This window comes from Acidovorax sp. 99, assembly GCF_003096455.1.
In the GTDB taxonomy this organism is placed as follows: Bacteria; Pseudomonadota; Gammaproteobacteria; order Burkholderiales; family Burkholderiaceae_C; genus Acidovorax; species Acidovorax delafieldii.
This window is the reverse complement of sequence record NZ_QEKU01000001.1, coordinates 2,973,384-2,998,598: the sequence shown is the minus strand read 5'-3', so window position 1 is coordinate 2,998,598 and position 25,215 is coordinate 2,973,384. Positions and strand designations below refer to the sequence as shown.

20 protein-coding genes are annotated in these 25,215 nt (G+C 65.5%); 3 read left to right on the top strand and 17 right to left on the bottom strand.

Annotation, left to right across the window (positions count from 1 at the left end):
- Positions 1-193 precede the first annotated feature (193 nt).
- Together C8C95_RS13960 and C8C95_RS13955 are read right to left on the bottom strand one after the other, a co-directional pair.
- The gene (locus C8C95_RS13960) at positions 194-1,312 is read right to left on the bottom strand and encodes a carbohydrate porin (protein WP_116748976.1); all 1,119 of its coding nucleotides are present in this window, start codon (positions 1,310-1,312) and stop codon (positions 194-196) included.
- Between the two features lie 123 nt (positions 1,313-1,435).
- The gene (locus C8C95_RS13955; protein ID WP_056058428.1) at positions 1,436-2,686 is read right to left on the bottom strand and encodes an ABC transporter substrate-binding protein; all 1,251 of its coding nucleotides are present in this window, start codon (positions 2,684-2,686) and stop codon (positions 1,436-1,438) included.
- 174 nt (positions 2,687-2,860) lie between these two features.
- Between C8C95_RS13955 and C8C95_RS13950 the strand changes: the two genes are divergently transcribed.
- Together C8C95_RS13950 and C8C95_RS13940 are read left to right on the top strand one after the other, a co-directional pair.
- Positions 2,861-3,577 (top strand): response regulator transcription factor, encoded by a 717-nt coding sequence (locus tag C8C95_RS13950; RefSeq protein ID WP_056058426.1) that lies wholly within the window; start codon positions 2,861-2,863, stop codon positions 3,575-3,577.
- A 178-nt stretch (positions 3,578-3,755) separates the two neighbouring features.
- Positions 3,756-5,153, top strand: a complete 1,398-nt coding sequence (locus C8C95_RS13940) for a sensor histidine kinase (RefSeq protein WP_056058424.1) — start codon at positions 3,756-3,758, stop codon at positions 5,151-5,153.
- A 926-nt stretch (positions 5,154-6,079) separates the two neighbouring features.
- Here C8C95_RS13940 and tal read toward each other — a convergent pair.
- The 4 genes from tal to C8C95_RS13920 all read right to left on the bottom strand — a co-directional run bounded on the left by tal (position 6,080) and on the right by C8C95_RS13920 (position 11,423).
- Positions 6,080-7,030, bottom strand: coding sequence for a transaldolase (tal, locus tag C8C95_RS13935; RefSeq protein WP_116748975.1), 951 nt, complete (start codon positions 7,028-7,030; stop codon positions 6,080-6,082).
- 7 nt (positions 7,031-7,037) lie between these two features.
- Complete coding sequence (locus tag C8C95_RS13930) at positions 7,038-8,120, bottom strand: ABC transporter ATP-binding protein (protein WP_056744043.1); 1,083 nt, start codon at positions 8,118-8,120, stop codon at positions 7,038-7,040.
- A gap of 27 nt (positions 8,121-8,147) precedes the next feature.
- Positions 8,148-10,298: an iron ABC transporter permease gene (locus C8C95_RS13925; protein ID WP_243415696.1), complete on the bottom strand. Its 2,151-nt coding sequence runs from the start codon at positions 10,296-10,298 to the stop codon at positions 8,148-8,150.
- A 96-nt stretch (positions 10,299-10,394) separates the two neighbouring features.
- Entirely contained in the window at positions 10,395-11,423 is a 1,029-nt protein-coding gene (locus C8C95_RS13920) for an ABC transporter substrate-binding protein (RefSeq protein ID WP_116748974.1), read from the bottom strand.
- A 255-nt stretch (positions 11,424-11,678) separates the two neighbouring features.
- Between C8C95_RS13920 and C8C95_RS13915 the strand changes: the two genes are divergently transcribed.
- Complete coding sequence (locus C8C95_RS13915) at positions 11,679-12,524, top strand: SIS domain-containing protein (RefSeq protein ID WP_116748973.1); 846 nt, start codon at positions 11,679-11,681, stop codon at positions 12,522-12,524.
- A 35-nt stretch (positions 12,525-12,559) separates the two neighbouring features.
- On the opposite strand, the gene C8C95_RS13910 is transcribed toward C8C95_RS13915, so the two are convergent.
- The 11 genes from C8C95_RS13910 to C8C95_RS13860 form a co-directional block, all read right to left on the bottom strand.
- Positions 12,560-13,543: a tripartite tricarboxylate transporter substrate binding protein gene (locus tag C8C95_RS13910; RefSeq protein ID WP_116748972.1), complete on the bottom strand. Its 984-nt coding sequence runs from the start codon at positions 13,541-13,543 to the stop codon at positions 12,560-12,562.
- Between the two features lie 129 nt (positions 13,544-13,672).
- Positions 13,673-14,605: an electron transfer flavoprotein subunit alpha/FixB family protein gene (locus tag C8C95_RS13905; RefSeq protein WP_116748971.1), complete on the bottom strand. Its 933-nt coding sequence runs from the start codon at positions 14,603-14,605 to the stop codon at positions 13,673-13,675.
- Positions 14,606-15,355, bottom strand: a complete 750-nt coding sequence (locus tag C8C95_RS13900) for an electron transfer flavoprotein subunit beta/FixA family protein (protein ID WP_015012599.1) — start codon at positions 15,353-15,355, stop codon at positions 14,606-14,608.
- Between the two features lie 32 nt (positions 15,356-15,387).
- A complete protein-coding gene (locus C8C95_RS13895) occupies positions 15,388-16,953 on the bottom strand; it encodes a class I adenylate-forming enzyme family protein (protein WP_116748970.1) in 1,566 nt (521 codons plus the stop codon).
- An 8-nt stretch (positions 16,954-16,961) separates the two neighbouring features.
- The gene (locus tag C8C95_RS13890) at positions 16,962-17,975 is read right to left on the bottom strand and encodes a tripartite tricarboxylate transporter substrate binding protein (RefSeq protein WP_116748969.1); all 1,014 of its coding nucleotides are present in this window, start codon (positions 17,973-17,975) and stop codon (positions 16,962-16,964) included.
- Positions 17,976-18,320: 345 nt separating this feature from the next.
- Positions 18,321-19,328 carry a tripartite tricarboxylate transporter substrate binding protein gene (locus C8C95_RS13885; RefSeq protein WP_116748968.1) on the bottom strand — a complete coding sequence of 336 codons (1,008 nt, stop codon included), beginning with the start codon at positions 19,326-19,328 and terminating at the stop codon, positions 18,321-18,323.
- Between the two features lie 78 nt (positions 19,329-19,406).
- On the bottom strand, positions 19,407-20,654 hold the full coding sequence (locus C8C95_RS13880; protein ID WP_116748967.1) for a CoA transferase: 1,248 nt from the start codon (positions 20,652-20,654) through the stop codon (positions 19,407-19,409).
- Positions 20,651-21,487 carry an enoyl-CoA hydratase gene (locus tag C8C95_RS13875; RefSeq protein WP_116748966.1) on the bottom strand — a complete coding sequence of 279 codons (837 nt, stop codon included), beginning with the start codon at positions 21,485-21,487 and terminating at the stop codon, positions 20,651-20,653. Before C8C95_RS13875 ends, C8C95_RS13880 begins: the two co-directional genes overlap by 4 nt.
- A 4-nt stretch (positions 21,488-21,491) precedes the next feature.
- On the bottom strand, positions 21,492-22,625 hold the full coding sequence (locus tag C8C95_RS13870; protein ID WP_116748965.1) for an acyl-CoA dehydrogenase family protein: 1,134 nt from the start codon (positions 22,623-22,625) through the stop codon (positions 21,492-21,494).
- Positions 22,626-22,635: 10 nt separating this feature from the next.
- Positions 22,636-23,832, bottom strand: a complete 1,197-nt coding sequence (locus tag C8C95_RS13865; protein WP_116748964.1) for an acyl-CoA dehydrogenase family protein — start codon at positions 23,830-23,832, stop codon at positions 22,636-22,638.
- 162 nt (positions 23,833-23,994) lie between these two features.
- Entirely contained in the window at positions 23,995-25,170 is a 1,176-nt protein-coding gene (locus tag C8C95_RS13860; RefSeq protein WP_116748963.1) for an acetyl-CoA C-acyltransferase, read from the bottom strand.
- Positions 25,171-25,215: the final 45 nt, after the last annotated feature.

The window sequence follows — 25,215 nt, the reverse complement described above, 5'->3', positions numbered from 1 at the left end:
GGCTCGTGCCCATGCAAGCAGCCGGGGCGTCCAATCGCCCGATTTCACTCCAACCCTTCGGGCAAGTGCCTTGCCGGGCGGTCTGCGGCGTTGCGGCGCTTGCCGATAGCACGGGCTATCGGCTGCGCACCGCGCCTTGCATCCCATCCCGGCAAGGTACTTGTGCGACCCCGAAAAGATCTTGAGCAGGTTCTTACCACCACACCTCGTACTGCACGCCCACCAGCGTGCGCGAGGTCTTGCCATTGGCACCAAAGGTGCTTGCGTTGGCCACAGCCGCCGCCTGGTTCCAGTTGGCCTTCGTCACGTACAGACGCAGCTCAGGACGCGACCAGAAGTCTTCATTCAGTGCCAGGGCACCCGCCAGCGTGACCTTGGACAGGCGCTGGTCCGGACCACTGCCCTTGCGGGTGGTGGTGGACAACTCCACCAGGCCCTTGAAGTTCTTGGTGAACGCGTATGAGCCACGGCCGCCCAGCGAGAAGTCCTTGGTCTCCACGCCGGTCAGGTCAGCCTTGTTGGTCTGGTAGCCAATGAGGGCCTGGCCGCCAAACGGGCCGCTTTGCCAGTTGATGGAGTCGGCGATGCGGGTGGCGCGCTTGCCTGCGCTGGTGCCCTCGATGGCTTCAAACTCCCCGTCGATGCGGGCGTGGCCACGCGATGTCTGCAAGTACAGCGTGTTGGTGATGCTGGGCAGCAGGAACTCCTTTTGCGTGTGCATCAACGAGATGCCAGAGCCCGAGCCACCGCCCACCTGGTTCTTGCCGCCCACGGCGGTCAGCAGCACCCGCAGCTTGCCGCCGGGGTTGGTGTTGATCTCGGACAGGTCGGCGTTGATGCGGTGTGCCTTCACGTTGTTGGGCAGGCCGCCGTCAAACTTGTCGCCAGAGAACACGCCCACGCCCAGCTTCATGCCACCCACAGGCACGTCGGTCACACCGGCGCCGATGTTGTCGCCGTAGTTCAGCAGGAAGTAGTCGACGATGTGCACGTCCTGGATCCGCAGGCGGCGCTGGCCCACCCAGAACTTGGCTTCGGGCGAGAACGAGAAGCCGCTCATTTCCACAAACGCCTGTTCGGTGCTGATGTCGCCACTGCCCCACTTGGCGGGCATGTAGTTCACCTTCCAGTTGATGCCGCCGGCCTCGAAGCCCTTGGCAAAGTTGACTTCGATGCCGTTGTCGCCTTCGTTGCCCAGGCGGTATTTCTGCAGCTCGCCGCCCAGCGTCAGGTTGCCCTTGACGCCGTCGGAGTGGTTGAACACCGGGCCACCGCGGGAGTAGCCGTTGAACTCAAAGCCTGCTACGTCCATAGCAAAGGCGCCATTCGCGCATGCGGCGGCCAAAGCCACCGCCGTGAGGCGGTTTCTTGTCTTCATGATGGGATCCCTCTGGGGTTGGTTTTAGTGCGTGCGGGTGCGTGTGTCGTACACGGCTTACTTGGTCTTCGCGGCGGCCGCGATCTTCTTCATGGCGTCGGCGACGCTCACCTTGTCGTCGTTCCAGAACTGGCTGACGACATCCTTGATCGCCCCTTCGGTGGCAGGCGCAATCGCCATGCCATGTGCCACGCTGGGCACCAGGCCACCGCTCTTGGCAGTGTCGGCAAAGTCTTTGCTGGACAGCTTGGCGCAGTCGTCAAACTTGTCCATCTTCTGTCCGGTGCGCACAGGGATCGAGCCCTTGTTGAGGTTGAACACCTCCTGGAACTCAGGGCTCATGATGGAGCTGGCCAGGTCGCTCTGCGCCTTCTGTGCTGCTGCGTCCTTGAGCTTGAACAGGATGAACGAGTCCACGTTGAAGGTGAACGCGTTGGCCGTGCCCGGTGCCGCTGCACACTGGAAGTCCTTGCCCGGCGCCTTGTTGGCCGCGATGAACTCACCCTTGGCCCAGTCGCCCATCAGCTGGAAGCCCGCCTTGCCCTGAATGAGCATGGCCGTGGCCAGGTTCCAGTCGCGGCCGGGAGCGCCCGGGTCGGTGTAGGTCTTGATGCGGCGGAAGGTCTCCAGCGACTTCTTCATGGTGTCGCTGTTGATGGCCTTGTCGTCCAGTTTGACCAGAGCGTCCTGGTAGAACTTGGCACCGCCCACGCCCAGCACCACGGATTCAAAGGTCGTGAAGTCCTGCCAGTTCTGGCCGCCATGGGCCACGGGGACCAGGCCTGCGGCCTTGAGCTTGTCGGCAGCGGCAAAGAACTCGTCCCAGGTCTTGGGCATGCTGGCAACGCCCGCCTTCTTCAGCGCATCGGAGCTGGCCCACAGCCAGTTCACGCGGTGCACGTTGACCGGGGCAGCCACATAGCTGCCCTTGTACTTCATCACGTCGGCGACCACCTTGGGCAGCACGTCGTCCCACTTCTCGGTCTTGGCCAGCGCATCGACATTGGCCAGCACGCCTTCGGACGCCCATTCCTGGATGGCCGGGCCCTTGACCTGGGCGGCCGAGGGCGGGTTGCCCGAGATCACGCGGCTCTTGAGCACCGTCATGGCGCTGTCGCCACCGCCCCCAGCCACGGCAAAGTCGCGCCAGGTGTGGCCCTTGGACTGCATGATCTTCTTGAGCTCGGCGGCCGACTTGGCCTCACCGCCCGATGTCCAATAGTGCAGGACCTCGACCTCCCCCGCGCTGGCAGACATCGCGGCCGCCAGGCCCACCGCCAATGCGGCGATCTTTGTCATCTTCCACATACCCTTGTCTCCTCGACGTTGTTTTCAGAACCCGTTGCTGCGCCGTGATACCGGTGCCGTTCAGCGCAGTCGGTACTTTAATTACAATAATTAATTTAATTCTCAGGGCTTTCCCTGAGAGTCGCAGCGGCCCCACAGAGGGCCCGTTGCAGGGGCCTTTGTTATGCTCAATCCATGGCCACGATACTGATTGTCGAAGACGACGCCCTCCTGCTCGACGCTCTCACCGGCCAGCTCAAGCAACTCGATTACAGCGTCTGCACCGCCAGCAGCGTGGCGCAGGCCATGGCGCTTTTGCAGACGCAGGCGGTGGACGGCATCATCCTGGACCTGGGCCTGCCCGGCGCCGACGGCATGGAACTGCTGACCTGGGCCCGCGCGCACATTGCCGGCCTGCCCGTGCTGATCCTCACCGCCCGCGACGGCGTCGACGACCGCGTGCTGGGCCTGAACGCCGGGGCCGACGACTACATCACCAAGCCCTTCAACATGCAGGAGCTGCAGGCCCGCCTGCAGGCCATGCTGCGCCGCGCGCGCCAGCCCGCCTTCACCCAGGCCAGCAGCGCGGCGGGTGTTGCCAGCACCACCATCGGCCCGCTGGTGCTGGACCACGCCAGCCATGCCGCGGCCCTGAATGGCGACCTGCTGGAGCTGACTCAGCGCGAATGGGAGCTGCTGGAGCTGCTGGCCCACCGCTGTGGCGAAGTCGTCACGCGCGACGACGTGCTGGCAGCCTGGCGCGCCAGCCCGCCCGAGCCCGGCCAAACCGCCGCCCCGCTGAACTCCAATGCACTGGAGGTGTATGTGCACCGACTGCGCAAGAAGCTCGACCAGTCCAATCTGGTGATCCGCAATATCCGGGGGCTGGGGTACATGCTGAATAAGCCGTAGATGGCACACCCCCCTGAGTCGCTGCGCGCCTTCCCCCCGCTCTCGCTTCGCTGCGCTACGCGGGCAGGGGGACGATGCCCTCGCTGCGGGGCGGCCCTTGCTCGGCATCCCGCGCCCGGGCCGCGTCAGTGTCACGCGTTGCGGGCTTTCACTACCTCCCGCAGTGGGGTTCGCTGACATGCGCCACGTACCTGGGGTCTCTCTTCAACGCAAGCTGCTGCTGTGGCTGCTGCTGCCGCAGCTGGTGCTGTGGTTGTCGGGTGGGTTTCTGGCGTGGCGCATTGCGCTGCAGAACGGCGAGAAGGGCATTGACCAGACGCTGACCCAGTCGGTGCGGGCGCTGGCGCGGCAGATCAAGCCGATTGGCGATGGGCTGCTGGTGGACTTTCCGAAGGCCGCGCAGGACATCCTGGAACAGGACCCGGCCGACCGCATCACCTACATGGTGTCGTCCCCGCCCGGCCGCTTTCTGCTGGGCAACGCGCAGCTGCCAGCACCGCCCGCCCAGGTCGATGTGGCGGTGGGCGAGGCGTTTTTGTACCAAGCCCGAGTGGACGACAAACCGGTGCGCGTGGCCTTGCTGGATGTGGACTACGGCACCGCCTCCACCCGCCAGCGCCTGCGCGTGCAGGTGGCCCAGAGCCTCACGGTGCGCGAGCGCATTGCGCAGGAACTGCTGGAGCGCATGGTGTTCCCCATGGGCCTGATGGGCCTGGCCCTGAGCGCCGTGGTGTACGCCGGCGTGCTGCGCGGCCTGCAACCCCTCAAGCGCCTGGAGGCGCAAATTGAGCGCGCAGGCGCGCAGCCCCACACGGGCACCACGCCGCTGCCGCCCATCGAGCTGACCTCTGCACCGCAGGAAGTGCATTCGCTGGCCAGCACCATCAACCGCCTGCTGGAGACCGTGGCGCGTGGCCAGCAAAAGGAAAAGCGGTTTCTGAACGACGCTGCCCACCAGCTGCGCACGCCGCTTGCCGGCCTGATCGGCCAGACCGAGTTGGCCCTGCATGAGAGCCACGAACCCGCAGTGCAGGCCCGCCTGCAAAAGGTGCTGTCGGCCGCGCAACGCAGCGCGCACCTGGTGCACCAGCTGCTGCAGCTGGCGCGCTCAGAGTCGAACGTGGAGATGCAGTCCATCGACCTCGCCGCCCTGGCCCGCGAGGTGGCCCGCGAATGGGCCGCCCGCGCCCTGGCCCAGGGCATGGACCTGGGCTACGAGGGCGTGGACCACCTGCCCGCGCAGGGCCACCCGCTGCTGCTGCGCGAAGCGTTGAACAACCTCATCGACAACGCGCTGCACTACGCGGGCCCCGGCGCCACGGTGACGGTGCGCGTGGGCCATGAAGAGCCGGGGCATTGGGCGCTGCTGGTGGTGGAGGACGATGGACCAGGCGTGCCGGCCGAGCATCTGGGCGATCTGTTTGCGCGGTTCTGGCGTGGGTCGGACAAGGCGGGGGGGTGCGGACTGGGGCTGTCGATCGTGGAAGAGATCGCGCTGCGGCACGGGGGGCGGACGGTGGCAGAGGGGGTGGTGCCGAAGGGGTTGCGGGTGGGGATGCGGCTGCCTGCGGGGTGATTTTCTGGTGTTTTTGGCTGGGTGCGCTAGTGCTTCATGCCTTGGCAGCTATGATTTTTATAGTGAACTCCAGCACGTCCGGGTGGGAGATTTCCGGTCGACGTTGACGGTCTAACGGACTGTTGTTGGGCGCAGCGCGTCTGTGGAGGCTTGTGTGCTTATCGGGTTGCTTGCCTGGGCTCAGGGCGGAGGCCGGGAGTCGCCCGGCAGGCGAGTAACTTTCTCTTGTCTCGCCAAGAGAAAGTCACCAAAGAGAAAGCGACCCCACTGTCTGCGTCCCCTGCGCTTCGCCACGGGGAAACCTGCGGTGCTCGGGTTTGGCGAGGTCTCGCTCAACTCGCGCCGCTGCGCGTCGCTCAGACACACGCGAGCCCTGATCCGCCTAACCCTGCGCTCCTCGGCGCATCCACAGGGGCACAGGGGACAGAACAGCCACACGGGCCTTTGCTGCGCTCGGCCCCATCTCGCGGGCGCAAGCGCCACGCGCTGCGCGGCCTGGGCCGAGCGCAGCAATGGCCCGTGGGGCTGTTTGGATGTTCGGCTGCCCCACCCCTGCTGGCTGCGCCTGCGGCGGGGCGGTTGCGGGGTGAGCATGGGCGTCGAAGCGCCCATGCTTCGTGAACTGACTCGCCGTGGATGTCAGAGCGGCGCGCGCCAGCGCAAAGCGAGTTCCACGGCGCACCCCACAACCGCCCCGCCGCAGGTTTGCCCCATAGCGAAGCGAAGGGGTCGCAGACTGGGGGTCGCCTTTTCTTTGGTGACTTTCTTTTGGCGAAGCAAAAGAAAGTTACTCGCACGCCGGGCGACTCCCGGCCTCCACCCTCAACCGAGGCATGCTGCGCGATGTGCTCCCCAGAGCCCCCCAAAAACAAAAACGGCCAGCGCCCGCAACCCAGGCACCAGCCGCTCAAAAAAGAAACCCGAGCTCAAGCCGCGAGGATCAGCTTCTCCAGCTTCACAGCGTCCACTGCAAACGCCCGAATCCCCTCAGCCAGCTTCTCGGTCGCCATCGCATCCTCATTCAGCGCAAACCGGAACCCCGCCTCGTCATAGTTCACCGCAGGCAAGTCCATGCCCTTGGCAGCCTCTGCATCCAACGCCCGCTGCAACGGCGCATCACTCGCAGCCAGCTGCGCCAACAGCTCGGGCGCAATGGTCAGCAGGTCGCACCCGGCCAGCGCCGTGATCTGCCCCACATTGCGGAAGCTCGCGCCCATCACCTCGGTGGCAATGCCAAAACGCTTGTAGTGGTTGTAGATCTGCGTGACAGACTGCACGCCCGGGTCGTTGGCGCCTGCGCGCGCGGCCTCGTCCCAGCTCGCGCCTGCCTGCTTTTTGTACCAGTCGTAAATACGGCCCACAAAGGGCGAGATCAGCTGCACCTTGGCCTGGCCGCAGGCAACAGCCTGGGCAAAAGAGAACAGCAGCGTGAGGTTGGTGTGGATGCCCTTGCGCTCCAGCTGGGCGGCGGCCTGGATGCCCTCCCACGTGGCCGCGATCTTGATGAGCACGCGGTCGATGTGGATGCCTTCGGCCTGATACAGCTCGATGATGCGCTCGGCGCGCGTGACGGTGGCGCTGGTGTCAAAGCTCAGGCGGGCGTCCACTTCGGTGGAAACACGGCCGGGCACGTGGGTCAGGATCTCGCAACCAAAACGCACCAGCAGGCGGTCGATCACCTCGTCCATGGCGCGCCCTTGCCACTTGGCGACGGTGTCCTTGAGCAGCGGCGCGTATTCGGGCTTTTGCACCGCCTTGAGAATCAGCGAAGGGTTGGTCGTGGCGTCCTGCGGACGGAACTGGGCCAGTTGCAGAAAGTCGCCGGTGTCGGCAACCACGGTGGTGAACTGTTTGAGGGCGTCGAGTTGGTTCGTCATGGCGCCATTATTCCGCATTGGTCCGGGCGCCTTCGGTACTACCAACCACTGATACGCCGTGGGCACCCAGGCTCAGCTGCACCGCGTCGCCCACAGCCAGCACATCGTCCAGGTCGGACGACACCACAAAGATGTGGCCCAGCGCGGTCTCGAAGGTGTATTCGTACACGGCGCCCAGGTAGGCCCGCTTGTCCAGCCGCGCGGGCAGCAGGCCCTCGCCCTGGCGGTGAATGCGCCAGGCCTCAGGGCGCACCGCCACCTTCACCGGGCCGCTCTTCACCGCCATGCGAGGGCGCAGCACCAGTGGGCCGAGCGCCACCGTGCCGTCAGCGTCGGCCACGGCCGGGAACAGCATGGCCTCGCCCATGAAGCCCGCGACGAATTCGCTGTGCGGGGTTTCATACAGCGCGCGGGGCGAGCCCTTTTGTGCAATCAGGCCCTGGTTCATCACGATGATCTGGTCGCTCACCGCCATGGCCTCGGCCTGGTCGTGCGTGACGTAGGCCACCGTGAGCGACAGGCGCTGCTGCAGCGCACGGATCTCTTCGCGCATCTCGCGGCGCAGGCGGGCGTCGAGGTTGGACAAGGGCTCGTCAAACAGCAGCACCTCGGGCTCCAGCACCAGCGCACGGGCCAGGGCCACACGCTGCTGCTGCCCGCCCGAGAGTTCACTGGGCAGGCGGTCGTCATAGCCCACCAGGCCCACGCCGCGCAGCGCCTCCACGGCCTTGGTGCGCGCCTGCTCCTTGGGCTGGCCCGACATGCGCAGGCCGTACATCACGTTCTCCACCACATTCATGTGCGGGAACAACGCGTAGCTCTGGAACATCATGCTCACATTGCGTTGCGCGGGGCCCAGCGTGGTCACGTCCTGGCCTGCGATGAAGATCTCGCCCGAAGTGGGCGATTCCAGCCCCGCAATCATGCGCAAGGTGGTCGTCTTGCCGCAGCCCGAGGGGCCGAGGATGGTGGTGAGCGTGCCGCGCGGCACCTCAAAGCTGATGCCCTTGACGGCCAGGGCCGCGCTGCTGTCGCTGCCGTAGCGCTTGGTGATGTTGCGGAACACGATGCCCGCGTCATTGTTGTTCATGGCGTGTTTTCTTTTTTGTCAGAGGGGTCAGTGCCCAGCGGGAGCGGCTCCACGGCGGCCCAGTTTGCGGTCACCCACCAGCAGCTGAATGAGTCCGATGGAGGCCGACATAAGGACGATGAGCACCGTGCAGTACGCCAGCGCCACGCCATAGTCGCCATTGCCCACGCGGCCGATGATGTAGGTGGTGGCCAGCTCGTTCTCGGCGGTGACCAGGAAGATCACCGCGCTCACGGTGGTGATGGCTCGCACAAAGCTGTAGACCAGTGCAGCCACCAGGGCGGGCTTGAGCAGCGGCAGCACCACATGGCGCAACGTCTGTACGCTGCCTGCGCGCAGCATGACGGACGCCTCATCGAGCGACCGGTCGAGTTGCTTGAACGCCGCCGTGCCCGCACGCACGCCCACCGGCAGGTTACGGAACATGAAGCACAACACGATGATGAGGGCGGTGCCCGTCAGCTCGAACGGCGGCACGTTGAACGCCAGGATGTAGCTCACGCCCAGCACCGTGCCGGGAATGGCAAAAGCCAGCAGCGCTGCAAACTCGAACGCGCCCTGCCCCCGGAACTCGGTGCGCGCCAGCAGCCACGCAATGCCGATGCCCAGCGTGGCCGTGAGCGGCGCCGAGATGGCGGCGAGCTTGAGCGTGGTGAAGAACGAGTTCCACGCCGTGCCCGCCCACACCACACCAAACTCGCCCCATTCCACGCTGAACGCGGTACGGAAATGCGCCAGCGTGATGGTGTAGTCGCGCCCCCAGGTCTGCACAAAGCCACCGGCCAGCGCAAACAGGTACACGATCAGGGTGAACGCCATCCAGGGCAGTGCAATCGAGTGCACCACGCGGCGCACACCGGTGGGCAGCGGCATGGCGATGCCCGCATCGCCCTTGCCCGAGACGGTGGTGAAGTTCTGCTTGCCCAGCAAGCCGCGCTGGATGGCGAACACGGTGAGCGCAAAGAACGTGAGGATCCAGGCCAGCGACGCGGCACGGCCTTGGTCGTACTGCGCACCCACGATGGCAAAGAAGATTTCGGTGGACAGCACCGAGAACTGCCCGCCCACCACGATGGGGTTGCCGAAGTCGGCCATGCTTTCGATGAAGCCCACCAGGAACGCATTGGCCAGGCCCGGCTTGAGCAGCGGCAGGGTCACGGTCATGAAGGTGCGGTGCGGGCTGGCACGCAGCGTTTGCGCGGCCTCTTCCAGGCTGGGCGCCACGCCCTGCACCACGCCACGCATGATCATGAAAGCAATGGGTGTGAAGGCAAAGGTCTGCGCCACCCACACGCCCAGCCAGCCGTAGAACCAGCGCGACGGCGTGATGCCAAACGCGTATTCCAGAAACTGGTTGAACACGCCTGCGCGGCCAAACAGCAGGATGAGCCCCAGGCCCACCACAAACGGCGGCGTGATGATGGGCAGCAGCGCCACGATGTTCAGCGGCCGCGCATAGCGGCGCGATGCGCGCTCGGCCATCAGGGCCATGAAGGTGCCCAGCAGCGTGGTGCTGGTGGCGGTCATCAGCCCCAGGAACAGCGTGTTCCAGGCCACACCGCAGCGCTGGCCGCCCGCCAGGCACGACAGGCTGAAGTTGCGCTCGTGCGCAATGCGCTCCCACACCACGGCCAGCGAGAACGGGCCGTCCTCCAGAAAAAACGCAGCCGACAGCGCCTTGAGCACCGGGAATACGATGAACAGCGCGAGCAGGCTGCCACAGCCCACCACCGCAGCCGCCACGAACAGATCGCCCTTGAAGAAGCCCCGCCGTGCCACCCCAAAAGACAGCAGCACCAGCAGCGCCGACAGCACCACAAACCCGCCCCAGCCCATGCCGGGCTGGCGCGCGCCCAGTTCGCCCAGGCTGGTGTTCATCCATTCAAACGCCCAGCCGCGCGCACCAATCGCAAAGCCGCTGAGCAGCAGGGCCACCAGCCCCAGCGCACCCCCCGCCACCAGCAGGGCACCCTGCTTGCGCCCGGCGGGCAGGCACGCCCCCAGGCCCGCCACCACCAGCCCGGCGAGGCCCAGCCACAGCCAGGGGCGCCCGAACAAGGCCGCCTGCATCAGCCCGTTGGCCGCCTGCTCGCTGCTGAAGACCTGGCCCACCGCCAACAGGCCATTGGCGTCCTGCTGTGCATACCAGGGGAACACCAGGTACCCCAGTACGCCCATGGCCAGCCAGACCCACAGGGGCCGGTTGACCGAGGCACCGGGAGTCCTGGTCCGGAGGGTTGCGTGCGCCGCCGCTGCTGCCGACACCACCACCCCTTAGCGCGTTGCGTTTTGCACGTCTTTTTCCCAGCGCGCAATCAGGCGGCGACGCTCGGCGCTGGCGCCGTATTTGGCGTAGTCGTAGTTGATGAGCTTCATCTTGGCCGGATCGGTCATGCGCGGGTCTTTGGGCACCTGCGTGTTGCTGGGCAGCTGGAACTGCTTGGCCGCCAGGCCAAACTGCTGACCACCCGGCGTGAGCGCCCATTCATAGAACTTCTTGGCGGCCTCGGTGTTGGGGCCGTTCTTGACGATGCTCATGGAGCCCACCTCGGCGCCGGTACCTTCAGAAGGTGTGACCGAGCCCACAGGGAAGCCATTGACCGCCTCGGTGGTCACGTCGTGCACGAAGCTCACGGACACCGTAGTCTCGCCGCGTGCAACCGCCTTGACAGGCGCCGTGCCTGAACGGGTGTACGCGCTGATGTTGGGGTGCAGGGCCTTGAGGTATTCAAACGCCTTTTCCTCGCCCATGATCTGCACCAGCGTGGCGATCATGGTGTAGGCGGTGCCGCTAGAGGCCGGGTTGGCCATCTGAACCTCGCCCTTGAATTCGGGCTTGAGCAGGTCGGCCCACGACTGGGGCGGGTTGAGCTTGCGCTTGGCCAGCAGCTCCTTGTTGTAGCCAAAACCCAGCGGGCCCAGGTACACGCCCACGGTGCGGTACTTGGAATCGCCCGCCTGCTTTTGTGCCCAAGGGTACAGCTGCGCCAGCTGGGGCGACTTGTATTCGAGCGTCAGGCCCTGCTCGGCCGCCTGCAGATGCGGGTCGCCTGTGCCGCCAAACCAGATGTCGGTCTTGGGGTTGGCGCGCTCGGCGTTGAGCTGCGCCAGCGCCTCGCCCGAGCCCTTGGCCGTCATGTTGACCTTGGTGCCAGTGGTCTTGGCGTACACCGTGGACATCAGGTTGCACCACTCGGCCTGCACCGAGCAGATGATGTTGACCTGGCCCTGGGCCCAGCTGCCCGATGCAGCGGCCACCAGGGCCGCACCGGCCAGAAGTTTTGTCAGCAAGGGTTTGCGCATGGAAGGCTCCTCAGTATCTGGATAACGTGATGGAGGATGCTATGCGTGCAGGGCCCGCCCAGGCCAGGGGGGAAACGCCCAGGGTCGGTGCAAGCAGGTTGAAAGGCAGGGATTGCGCGGACCCCATACCTTTGGGAACCGAGTTACATTAAACGCAGATGGCCCCACCACCGCGCGCACAGCCGGTAGATGAAGCGTCCACCCAAGCCCTTTCCAAGGCCCCCTGCGCAGCCTGCCCTGCCTTCACAGACTGACATGCTCGACCGCATCACCGCCTCCCTGCCCTCGCTGGCCCCCGCCGAACAGCGCGTGGCCAAGCTGGTGCTGACCGACCCCCGCACCTTCGCCCGCCTGCCCGTGCGCGAGCTGGCCGAGCGCGCGCATGTGAGCAAGCCCACCGTGGTGCGCTTTTGCCGCAGCATGGGTTACGACGGGCTGGCGGACTTCAAGCTCAAGCTGGCAGGCAGTGTGAGCGAAGGCGTGCCCTTCATCCACCGCAGTGTGGATGCAGACGACAAGACCGGCGACGTGCTGGTGAAGGTGGTGGACAACGCCGTGGCAGCGTTCCTGCAATACCGCAACGCGGCCAGCACCGTGGCCATCGAACGTGCGGCCGAGGCCATTGCCGACACGTGGAAAAAAGGCAAACGCATCGAGTTCTACGGCGTGGGCAACTCGGGCATCGTGGCGCAGGATGCGCAGCATAAGTTCTTCCGCCTGGGCGTGACCTCGATTGCCAGCAGCGACGGCCACATGCAGGTGATGAGCGCCACCCTGCTGGGGCCAGGCGACTGCGCCGTGATCATCTCCAACTCGGGCCGCACCCGCGACCTGATGGACGCGGCAGACATCGCCCGCCGCAACGGCGCCACCACCATCGTCGTCACCGCCAGCGGCTCGCCCCTGGCCAGCACCTGCCACATCCATCTGGCGGCCGACCACCCCGAGGGCTACGACCGCTACAGCCCCATGGTGTCGCGCCTCATGCACTTGCTCATCATCGACGTGCTGGCCACCTGCGTGGCGCTGCGCATCGGCAGCTCGCTGCAACCGATCCTGCAGCAGATGAAGGAAAACCTGCGGGCCAAGCGTTACGCGTAAATCCTGGCCATCAGGCCAGGCCGGCCCACGCCTTCTCAATCGAGCGTGACACCCGCGTCGCGGATCACCTTGCCCCACTTGGTCGTTTCGGCCGCCAAAAAGGCGTCGCACGCCTCGGGCGTGGTGCCTTCACCAAAGGTGCCCATGGTGTCGAGTTTGGCCTTGGTTTCATCACTCTGGATGATGGCGTTCACGGCGTCCGACATGCGCTTGACGATGTCGCGCGGCGTCCCTGCGGGTGCAATCATGCTGGCCCAGGTACTGCCCAGCATGCCGGGCACGCCTTGCTCGATGAAGGTCGGCACGTCAGGCAACATGGGCAAGCGCTTTTCGCTGGCTACGCCGATGAGGGTGATGCGACCTGCCTTGGCGGGCTGGATCAGGTTGGGCGGAGGGTCGAGGAACAAGGGCACCTGGCCGCCGAGCAAGTCCGTCAACGCCGGGGCTGCGCCGCGGTAGGGAATGTGGACCATGAAGGTCTTGGTCAGTGACTTGAGCAGCTCGCTGGTGAGGTGCGCGGCAGAGCCTGTGCCTGATGAGGCAAAACTCACCTTGCCTGGGTTGGCCTTGGCATAGGCCACGAGTTCCTTCACCGTCTTGAACGGTGCATTGGGCGCCACCGCCGCCACCAACGGAGAAACACCCAGCAGCGACACGCCCATCAGGTCCTTGCGCGGGTTGTAGGGCAGCTTGGGGTAGAGCGTGGTGTTGGCGGTAAAGGCCGGAATGACCACACCAAAGGTGTGACCGTCCGGGGTGGACTTGGCGACGGCATCCACGCCGATGATGCTGTTCGCGCCGGGTTTGTTGTCGATGACAACCGACTGACCGAATTGCTTTTGCAGGCCTACCGTCAGCAGACGCGCCATCTGGTCGGTAAACCCGCCCGCCGTGTACGGCACGATGATGCGAATCGGGCGGCTGGGCCAACTGGTTTGGGCCAGTGCTGGCAATGCCGCACTGGCCAGCGCTGCGCCGGTGGCCTGGACAAGCCTGCGACGGGAAAGGAATGTGGTCATGGTTTTGTCTCCTGCTGATTTATAGGTATAAAAAGCAGCCTCAGCGCTCGTCGAACAAGCGCTAAAAGCTATATTTTTTTTATAGCACTCAGATCCCATCGAATGGGGTGTGCCTGTGATCTGCGGGGCTCAGACGGCCTTGACCAGTTCAGGCACGGCCGTGAACAGATCCGCTTCCAGCCCGTAGTCGGCCACGCTGAAGATCGGTGCCTCAGGGTCCTTGTTGATCGCCACGATCACCTTGGAGTCCTTCATACCCGCCAAGTGCTGGATAGCACCCGAGATACCGGCCGCGATGTACAGCTGCGGCGCCACGATCTTGCCCGTCTGCCCCACTTGCCAGTCGTTGGGCGCGTAGCCCGCGTCCACCGCCGCGCGGCTGGCACCCAGGGCGGCGCCCAGCTTGTCGGCCAGGGGTGTCATGACTTCGTCGAACTTTTCCTTGCTGCCCAGCGCACGACCACCGGAGACGATGATCTTGGCAGCGGTCAGCTCGGGGCGGTCGCTCTTGGCGATTTCGCTGCCCACGAAGCTGCTCTTGCCTGCGTCGGCCGTGGCGGCGGCGGTTTCAACTTGTGCGCTGCCACCGGTGGCGGCCGCGGCGTCAAAGCCGGTGGTGCGCACGGTGATGATCTTGACGGAATCTTGGCTTTGCACGGTGGCAATGGCGTTGCCGGCGTAGATGGGTCGCTCGAAGGTGTCGGCGGCAACCACCTTGGTGATGTCGCTGATCTGGGCCACATCGAGCTTGGCCGCCACGCGGGGGGCCACGTTCTTGCCGCTGGCAGTCGCGGGGAACAGGATGTGGCTGTAGTTGGATGCGATGGCGAGCACTTGGGCGGCGACGTTTTCTGCCAGGCCGTGTTCCAGGCCAGGGGCGTCGGCGTGGATGACCTTGGCAACACCGGCTATTTTGGAGGCGGCTTGTGCGGCAGCGCCGGCGTTGTGGCCGGCCACCAGCACGTGCACGTCGCCGCCGCAGGCCACTGCGGCCGTGACGGTGTTCAGCGTTGCGCCCTTGATGGACGCGTTGTCGTGTTCAGCAATAACGAGTACCGACATTTAGATCACCTTCGCTTCGTTCTTGAGTTTTTCGACCAGGGCGGCCACGTCGGCCACCTTGATGCCTGCGCCGCGCTTGGCAGGTTCGGTCACCTTCAGGGTCTTCAGGCGCGGAGCCACGTCCACACCGAGGTCTTCGGGCTTGACGGTGTCCAGCTGCTTTTTCTTGGCCTTCATGATGTTGGGCAAGGTGACGTAGCGGGGTTCGTTCAGGCGCAGGTCGGTGGTGATGACGGCTGGGAGGGTCAGGGCCAGGGTTTCCAGGCCGCCGTCCACTTCGCGGGTCACGCTGACCTTGTCTGCAGCCAGTTCGACCTTGCTGGCGAACGTGGCCTGGGGCAGGTCTGCCAAAGCAGCCAGCATCTGGCCGGTCTGGTTGGCGTCGTCGTCGATGGCTTGTTTGCCCAGGATGATGAGCGAGGGTTGCTCTTTGTCCACCAGGGCCTTCAGGAGCTTGGCCACGGCCAGGGGCTGCAGTTCCACGTCGGTCTCGACCAGGATGGCGCGGTCGGCGCCAATCGCCATGGCTGTGCGCAGGGTTTCCTGGCACTGGGCCACGCCGCAGGAGACTGCGATGACTTCGGTCACCAGGCCTTTTTCTTTCAGGCGCACGGCCTCTTCAACGGCGATTTCGTCAAAGGGGTTCATGCTCATCTTCACGTTGGCGATGTCCACACCCGTGTTGTCCGACTTCACGCGGACCTTCACGTTGTAGTCCACCACGCGCTTGACGGGAACGAGGATTTTCATGGTTGGGTCTTTCTGAAAAAACAGGAAATCGATCAGTGCGACAGCGCGCGGTGCAGGTCGCGCAGCTCGCGCTTGAGCACCTTGCCAATCGCGCTGCGCGGCAGCTCATCAATGAAATGCAACGCAGCCAGCCGCTGCGTCTTGCCCGCACGGGCGTTGTACCAACCCATGATCTGGGTGGCGTCTTCGGTGGCACCCGGCCGGCGGCATACAAAGGCCACCGGCGTCTCGCCCCATTGTTCGGAGGGTACGCCGGTCACGGCCACGTCCTCCACGGCGGGGTGCTTGCGCAGCTCGGCTTCGAGGTCGCTGGGGTAGATGTTGAAGCCGCCGCTGATGACCATGTCCTTGCGGCGGTCCAGCAGGGTCAGAAAGCCCTGCGCGTCAAACCGGCCCACGTCGCCTGTGCGGATGAAGCGCTTGCCGGTGGCATCAAACCACTCGGCCTCCCGCGTCTTGTCGGGCTGCCGGTGGTAGCCGGTCATCATGCCGGGCGAGTGGCCCACCACCTCGCCGGTGGCACCGGGCGGCAGCTCATGGCCCTCTTCGTCAATCAGGCGGATGTCGCTGGTGGATGCGGGCTGGCCCACAGTGTGCAGCTTGTCCGGGTGCTCGTGCGCCGCCAGGATGCAGGTGCCACCCCCTTCGGTCATGCCGTAGAACTCGTACAGCGCGCCCGGCCAGCGTGCCAGGATGTCGGCCTTCAGCTCGGCACGGAACGGCGCACTGGTGCAGAACTTGGCGCGAAAGGACGACAGGTCGAATTCACCAAACTGCGGCAGCGCCATGATGCGCTGGTATTGCACCGGCACCAGCATGGAATGCGTGGCGCGGATCTGCTGCGCGGTCTGTAAGTAGCGCAGCGCATCGAACTTTGCCATCAACCGCATGCTGCCGCCCCAGCACAGGCCGGGGAAGAACGACACCAGCGTGGTGTTGGAATACAGCGGCGTTGCCAGCAGCGTGACACTGTCCGGGCCGTAGCCCTGCGCCAGGCCGCGCACCAGATGCGCCCAGCGCATGCCGTGCGATTGCACGATGCCCTTGGGATTGCCGGTGGTGCCAGAGGAATAAATGATGTTGAACGGGTGCTCGGGGCCCACGTCCACCGGCTGCGGCACCGCGCCTTCAGGCGCAAGCCACGTGACCCACGGCGTGCCCGCACCCGAGTCGTCCAGCGCCACGAGGACCAGCGCACCGGCGCCTTCCATCACGGCAGGCGGGACCGCCGCCCTGCCCTGCGCATCGGCAAACAGCATGCGCGCCTGGGCATCGCCCAGCATGGACGCCATGGCCTCGGCAGTGACGGAGGGTGCCAGCGGTGCCACTACCACCCCCGCACGCAGGGCGCCCAGGTACACAGCGGCATAACGCACCGACGACGCGGCGCATACGGCCACCACATCGCCCGACTGCAGGCCCGCCTGCTGCAACGATGCGGCCACGCGGTCTACCAGGGCATCGAGTGCAGCCCAATCCAGCGCGGAGTCGTCATCGGCCAAGGCACTGGCCTGCGGGCGCTGCCGCGCGTTGTCACGCAGCAGATCGGAGACCCGGCGGAATGGGGGCAAAGGGGCAGAGGCAGTTGCGTTGGTCATGGCCCAACTTACTCGAAGACAATGCCCTTGTCGCGGATCACCTGGCCCCACTTGGCGTAATCGCCACGCACGCGCTTGGCCATCTGGTCCGGGCCCTGGTGGTTGGCGATGGCACCGGCGTTGAGCAGCTTGTCCTGCACCTCCTTGTCGGCCAGGATGGCTTTGACTTCGGTGCTGATGCGATCAACCACATCCTTGGGCGTACCGAGCGGGGCCATCAGGCCGCCCCACGACACGGCATCAAAGCCCTTGAAGCCCTGCTCGGCAATGGTGGGCACGTTGGGGATCACACCCACGCGCTGCGGCGAGCCCACGGCAATGGCGCGCAGCTTGCCCGTCTGGATATGGGGCAGCGCTGCCACGAGGTCGGCATACATCATGGGCACCTGGCCGCCCAGCGTGTCGGTGATGGCGGGCACACCGCCCTTGTAGGGCACATGCTCCATCTCGAATTGACCCAGCTGCTTGAGCAGCTCCATGCTCAGGTGGCCAAAGCTGCCCACGCCCGAGGAGGTGTAGTTGAGTTGCCCCGGCCGCGCCTTGGCGTGGGTGATGAGCTTTTGCAGATCGGTCACGGTGGGCATCTGCGCCGGGTTGACCACCACCACGATGGGCAGGTCATACACCGTGGCCACCGATACGAAATCCTTGGTGGTGTCGTAGCCCGCCTTTTTGTACAGGTGCGGAGCCAACAGCGTGGGCGTGGCCAGCATCATGAGCGTGTAGCCGTCACCAGGGGTCTTGGCGATCTGCTGCGCGGCAATCGAGCCCGAAGCGCCCGCGCGGTTCTCCACCACCACGGGCTGCTTCAGCCGCTCAGCCAGCTTCTGGCCGACGATGCGCGAGGCCGTATCGGTGGGCCCCCCTGCCGGGAAGGGCACCACGAGCTTGATCATCTTGTTGGGCCAGGCCTGAGCGTGTGCTGGGACCGTGCCCAACAGGCCCATGACCGACACTGCAGCAGCGGCTGACAGCACGGTGCGACGGGAGAAAGCAGCAGGGAAAAGAGATGGTTTGTTCATGGCGAAAACGTCTTGTCTTTCAGTGGTCCTAAGCGCTGCGTAGGCCCACGCCGTCCGAAACTGGCGAGGCCGAAGCGAGAGCAGCCGCGCAAGGGCCGCCCCGCCGCGCTGGCTGCGTCCCCCTGCCCGCATGGCGCAGCCATGCGAGAGCGGGGGGAAGCCGCGCAGCGGCTCTGGGGGTTAAGGCAACGCTGAACAAGTCCTCCCGCGCGGCGCATCCCTGGCTCAAGACGGTCTGCGGCGTTGCAAATACTCGCCATAGCGATGGCTATGGCTGCGTTTTGCGCCTTGCAGCCCATCCCGATCCAGGGCCCGCCGCATCGCGAGGACTTATTCAACGTCGCCTCAATCAAGCTTTGCGCCAGATACTTTCACGACGCGCTCCCATACAGGCGCGTCCTTCTTGAACTGGGCGTTGAACTGCTCGGGGCTGCTGCCCACGGGGATGAAACCCATTTGCTGAATGCGGTCGCGCACTTCGGGTATCGCGATCACGGCCTGCAGCTCAACGCCAAGCCGGGCTACGACTTCGGGCGGCGTCTTCGCGGGTGCGCTCATGCCCACCCAGCCCGTCACCTGGAAGACCTCGTCCTTGATACCCTGCTCGGCCATCGTGGCTACTTTGGGCAACGCGTCCATGCGCTGCGCGCCGGTCACGGCCAGTGGCTTGAGGCGGCCCGATTCGATGTAGGGCCGGGCCGACTGCAGGCTGGCAAACGCCATCTGGAACTGCCCGCCCACGAGGTCCTGCAGCATGGGGGCCTCGCCCTTGTAGGCCACATGGTTCATGTCGGCCTTGTGCTTGTCGGACAGCCATGCACCCGCCAGGTGGGCGTACGAACCCATGCCCCACGAGCCATAGGCGATCTTGCCCTTGTTGCGGTCGATGTAGGCCATCAGCTCCGCTGCGTTGTTGACCGGCAGCTGCGGGTTGACCAGCAGCACCACCGGCGCCAGCGCGATCTGGGTGATGAGGGCCTGGTCCTTTTGCGGCTGGTACGGCAGGCGGTCGTACAGAAACTGGTTGATGAGCATGGTGGTGCCCAGGGACACCAGCAGGGTGTAGCCGTCGGCCGGCGACTTGAGCGCCTGGTCGGTGCCGGTCACCCCGCCGGCTCCGCCGCGGTTGTCCACCAGCACAGGCTGACCCAGACGGGCCGAGAGCTTCTCGCCCAGCGCGCGGGCGGTGATGTCGGTGGCGCCACCGGCCGGGTACGGCACGATCAGCTTGATAGGCTTGGCAGGCCAGGCGTCCTTGCCCGCCTGGGCCAGGGCCGAGCCCAGCAGGCCGGTGCTGATGAGGGCGGCCAGGCCCTGCAGGACCCTGCGGCGGGGAATACGGAAGAAGTTCATGTTTGTCTCCGGATGGCAATAGGAAAAGGTCGATAGCGCTTGTTCCGCAAGCGATTTTCGCTATTATTTTTATAGCTATTAAAGCGGGGGAAGTGTGAGCACACCCTTGTCGCGCAGGGCCTGAAGCTCGGCCTCGGGCAGTTGCAGCAGCTGCTGCAGCACATCGCGCGTGGCGTCGCCCAGGGTGGGCGGTGCGTTGCGGATGGGCAGGCGCTGGCCGTCCAGCCGATAAGGCGGCGCGAACACATGCGTGGTGCCCGCCACGGGGTGGGGCATTTCCCGCAGCAGGCCGCCACGCCGCGTACGCTCGCTAGTCAGCGCCTCATGCAGGCCGGCCACGCGGCCGCAAGGGATGCCTGCAGCGGTCAGGCGTTCGAGCAGCACATCACGCGGGAAGCTGGCAATCAACGCCTTCATCTCGGGCAGCAAGGTCAGTCGATTGCGGGCACGCTCGACATTGGTGGCAAAACGGGGGTCTTCCACGATGTCCGGGCGCATCACCACCTGGCGGCAGAACTTGTCGAACTGGCTGTTGTTGCCCACGGCGATGATGAGCGGACCGTCCTGTGCCTCGAACATGCCGTAGGGCACGATGGACGGGTGGGCGTTGCCGTAGCGCTGCGGGTCGTGGCCCAGCAGCATGGCGTCCAGGCCGTAGTAGCCGGTGATCATCAGACCGCAGTCATACAGCGCCATCTCGATATGGCGGCCCTTGCCCGTGCGCTCCCGCCGGAACAGCGCGGCCAGCACGGCCTGCGCCGCATACATGCCGGTCATCATGTCCACCGCGGCCACGCCAAACTTCAGCGGGGGCTGGCTGGCCTCACCGTTGATGGCCATCAGACCCGCCTCGCCCTGGATCACCAGGTCATAACCGGGGCGCTTGGCCTCGGGGCCGGAGCTGTCGTAGCCCGCCACCGAGCAGTAGATGAGGTCGGGCTTGATGGCCTTGAGCTGCTCGTAGCCCAGGCCCAGCTTCTCGGCGCCGCCGGTCTTGAAGTTCTGGACTACCACGTCGCACTGCGGCAGCAGGTCGCGGATGATCTTCACGCCTTCGGGCGTCTGCAAATCCACCGTGATGGACCGCTTGTTGCGGTTCATGCTGTTGTAGTAGGTGGTCTCGGTCTTGCCGATGCGCATGCCCCAGTCGCGGGTGTCGTCACCCCGGCCGGGGTGTTCCACCTTGATGACGTCGGCACCAAAGTCGGCCAGTACCTGGCCGCACAGCGGGCCCGCAAACACACGCGAGAGGTCGAGCACGCGCACGCCTTCGAGCGGGAAGTCTATGCCCTCGGGCAATGGGGGTGTGGGGGTGGTGGAGGTCATTGCGTAGTGTCTTGTGTACCCGCGCCAGCGGCATTGACCTGGCGCAGGCGGGCGAAATCGGCCGGGCGTTTTTCCAGAAACGCACTAATGCCTTCGCGGGATTCTTCGGTGGCTTGCGACTGCACCATGAGCTGTGCTTCCAACTCCAGCTGATCGTCCAGTGGCTGGACGTAGGCACTGCGGCACAGCGCCTTGATGCGGCCCATGGCCAGGTCCGGCCCGGTGGCCACCTGCGCGGCCAATGCCAATGCCTGCGTCAGCGCCTCACCCGGTTCGGCCAGTCGGTTGACCGGGCCCAGCGCATGCAGTCGCTCGCCAGAGATGCGTTCGCCGGTGAGGCACAGCTCGGTCAGCACCTGGCGCGACACGAACTCGGCCAGGAAGGCAGTGGCGCCGCCGTCGGGCGTGAGACCCACCTTCACATACGCGACCGAAAACACGGCGTTACGCGCAGCCACCAGCATGTCGCAGGCCAGCGCCAGCGACAGGCCCGCACCAGCGGCAGCGCCCTCCACCGCTGCAATCACCGGCTTGCGGCAATCGCGCACGGTGCGGATCAGGTCGTGCAGGCCTTCGAGCTTGGCGCGGCGCTCTTCAATGGGCAGCTCACGGCGCTTGGCCAGCTGGCGCAGGTCACCGCCCGCGCAGAAGTGCCCATCCTCGCCCGTGAGCACGATGGCGCCGACGGTAGGGTCGGACTCGGCCTGCGCCAAGGCCTTGGTCAGCGCCGCGTAGAACGCGGGCGACAGCGCGTTGCGCGCGGCGGGGTTGTTGTTGGAGAGCACGAGCACCGCGCCCTCACGGCGTTGCAGCAGAGGCAGTGGCTGCTCCATGGCTTCAGCTCCGACCCAGCGCGATAAAGCGCGCCAGGTGGTGGTCTTCATCGCCAAACTGGTGGTCCACCATGATGAGGCGCTTGGCGTAGTGGGACAGGGGCAGCTCCCACGTCATGCCAATGCCGCCGTGCAGCTGAATGCTTTCTTCAGCCACCAACGCTCCGATGCGGCCCATGGTGACCTTGGCGGCCGACAGCGCGCGCTCGCGCTCGGTGCGGTCGGTGCTGTCCATCGCGGCCGCTGCGTTGATGACGGCAGAGCGCGCCTGCTCCACTTCCAGCAGCAGGTCGGCCATGCGGTGCTGCAGGGCCTGAAAGCTGCCAATGGGCACGCCAAACTGCTTGCGGGTCTGCAGGTATTCCAGCGTATTTTTCTTGGCGACTTCCATCGCACCCAGCGCCTCGGCACACACGGCCAGAATGCCCCAGCCTACCGCGTGCTCCAGCGTCGCGTAGCCCTGCCCTTCTGCGCCCAGCAGTGCTCCCGCGCCGACATGAACGTTTTGCAACGTGACTTCAGCCACGCGGCCACCATCGATGCGCCCCATGCCACGGCGGCTCAGGCCCGCGGCATCGGCGGGCACCAGGAACAGCGAGATACCCTCTTCATCGTCCACGGCGCCCGAGGTGCGGGCACTGACCAACAGCAGTTGAGCCTGGTCGCCATGCAGCACCACGGCTTTGTGGCCGGTGAGCAACCAGCCGTCGCCACTGCGCACGGCGCGGGTGGTGACGCGGTTGAGCGCATAGTACGCACCGGGCTCTTCATGCGCCGGGGTGGCGACCGTACTCCCGTCGATGATGCTGGCGAGGTGCTCCTTTTGCGCTGCGCTGCCCGCCAGGCCCAGCGCCCGGCCCACCACCAGCGCGCCGACGAAGGGCTCCACCACCAGGCCGCTGCCCAGGGCTTCAAACACCACGGCCACATCAAAGCCTGCGCCGCCGAAGCCGCCATCGGCTTCGGGGAAGAGTGCGCCAATCGCGCCCAGCTCGGCAAAGCGGCTCCACAGCGCCGCGTCCATGCCGTTGTCGCCGTAGGCGATGTGGTTGCGCGTCTCGATCCCGTACTGCTCGGCCACAAAACGATTCAGGGTGTCCGCCAGCATGCGGCGGTCTTCGGTATGTTCAAAGTTCATCGCGGCAGCCTCACAAACCAAGGATCATTTTGGAAATGATGTTCTTCTGAATTTCATTGGAGCCGCCAAAGATCGACAGCTTGCGGTAGTTGAAGTAGTTGGCCGCTGCCGTCGCCGCCTCTTTGGGCCCCACGGGTTCGTCGGCATAGCCTTCGTACTGCGCTTCTTCGATGAAGGGCAGCGCGTACGGTCCCACAGCGCGGCGGATGAGCGACAGGATTTCCTGGCGGATCTCGGTGCCGCGAATCTTGAGCATGGAGCTTTCCGCCCCCGGCACGCCACCACCTGCCACGGCGGCAATCACGCGCAGGTTGGTGGTCTTCATGTTCTCCAGGTCAATCTCGACCTGGGCCATGCGGGCGGCAAACAGCGGGTCCTGGTCCAGCGGCTGGCCGTTCTTCATTACCTTGGCGGCCACCACCTTGAGCTTGGCCAGTGCAGCAATGCAAAAGCCCACGCCTGCAATGCCGGTGCGCTCGTAGGTCAGCAGGTACTTGGCATACGTCCAGCCCTTGTTTTCCTCGCCCACCAGGTTTTCCACCGGCACCTTCACGTCGGTGAAGAACACTTCGTTGACTTCCTTGTCACCATCCAGGGTGCGGATGGGGCGCAGCTCCACGCCGGGCGATTTCATGTCCACCAGCAAAAAGCTGATGCCCGACTGGGCCTTGGCTTCGCGGTCGGTGCGCACCAGGCAGAAGATCATGTTGGCGTGCTGGCCCTGGGTGGTCCAGGTCTTCTGGCCGTTGACGATGTAGTGGTCACCCTGGCGTACCGCCGTGGTCTTGACCGAAGCCAGGTCCGAGCCCGCGCCGGGTTCGGAGTAGCCCTGGCACCACCAGTCCTCGCCGCTCAGGATGCGCGGCAGCCAGTATTTCTTCTGCGCCTCGTTGCCAAACTTGATGAGCACCGGGCCCAGCATGTTCACGCCAAAGGGCACGATGCGCGGGCCACCGGCCAGGGCGCATTCGGTGTCGAAAATGAACTTCTCGACCGCACCCCAACCGGGGCCGCCGTATTCCTTGGGCCAGTGGTTGGCCAGCCAGCCGCGCTCGTTGAGGATGGCGTGCCACTCGTCCTGGTCTGCCTTGGACAGGCGCTGCCCGGCCTTGACCTTGGTGGCGATGCGTTCGGGCAGCTTGGCTTTCAAGAAAGCCTGCACCTCGGCGCGGAAGGCTTCTTCTTCGGGGGTGAAATTCAGGTCCATTGACGGTTTTCCTCAGTCATCCATGGCGCTGTGCGCCTGTCTAGGGCCTTCGCACCGGCGCGCCCCACGCGGGGGACGCCGAGCAAGGGCCGCCCCGCAGCGAGGGCGTCGTCCCCCTCCCGCAGGAGAGGGGGAAGCGGCGCCAGCCGCTCAGGGGGTGTTTCAATAAATTTCGAAGAGGCCTGCAGCGCCCATGCCGCCTGCAATGCACATCGTCACCACGCCGTACTTGGCCTTGCGGCGGCGGCCTTCGAGCAGCAGGTGGCCCACCAGGCGGGCACCGGTCATGCCAAAGGGGTGGCCAATGGCAATCGCCCCACCGTTCACGTTCAGCCGCTCGGACGGAATGCCCAGGCGGCGCTGGCAGTACAGGGCCTGCGAGGCGAAGGCTTCGTTCATCTCCCACAGGTCAATGTCCTGCACCGTGAGGCCGTGGCGCGCCAGCAGCTTGGGCACGGCAAACACGGGGCCAATGCCCATTTCGTCGGGCTCGCAACCGGCCACCGCAAAGCCACGGAACGCGCCCAGGGGCTGCAGGCCCCGGCGCTCGGCTTCTTTCGCTTCCATGAGCACGCAGGCGCTGGAGCCGTCGGACAGCTGCGAGGCGTTGCCTGCGGTGATGAACTGGCCCGGACCTTTCACCGGCTCCAGCTTGGCAAGGCCTTCCAGCGTGGTGCTGGCGCGATTGCAGTTGTCGTGCGTGGCCGTCACTTCGCGGTAGGTGACCTCGCCGGTCTCCTTGTTCTTTTCCATCATGCGCGTGGCGCAGGGCACGATCTCGTCCGCGAACACCCCGGCCTGCTGTGCGGCGGCGGTGCGCTGCTGGCTCTGCAGCGAAAACAGGTCCTGGTCTTCGCGGCTGATGCCGTAGCGGTGGGCCACGATGTCGGCGGTATCGATCATGGCCATGTAGAGATCGGGCTTGTGCTCTTGCAGCCAGGGGTCGATGTCTGCCGGGTTGCCGGGGCGGATGGCCGAGATGCTCTCCACCCCACCCGCCACCATGGCGGGCACGCCTTCGGCCACGATGCGGCCTGCCGCAATCGCCACCGACTGCAGGCCCGACGCGCAGAACCGGCTGGCCACCATGCCCGCCACCGACAGGGGCAAGCCCGCACGCAGCGCGGTCTGGCGGCCGATGTTCTTGCCGGTGATTCCCTCGGGGTAGCCGCAGCCCATCACCAGGTCTTCGATCAACTCGGGGTCGATGCCCGAGCGCTCCACGGCCGCCTTGACGGAAAAGGCCGCCAGCTGCGGGCCGGGTGTGGCGTTGAACTCGCCCCGGTGCGACTTGGTCAGCGGGGTGCGGGCGGTGGAAACGATGACGGCTTCACGCATGATTTGCTCCTGATTTGATAGCTTTTTGCGCTTATTCATAAAGCA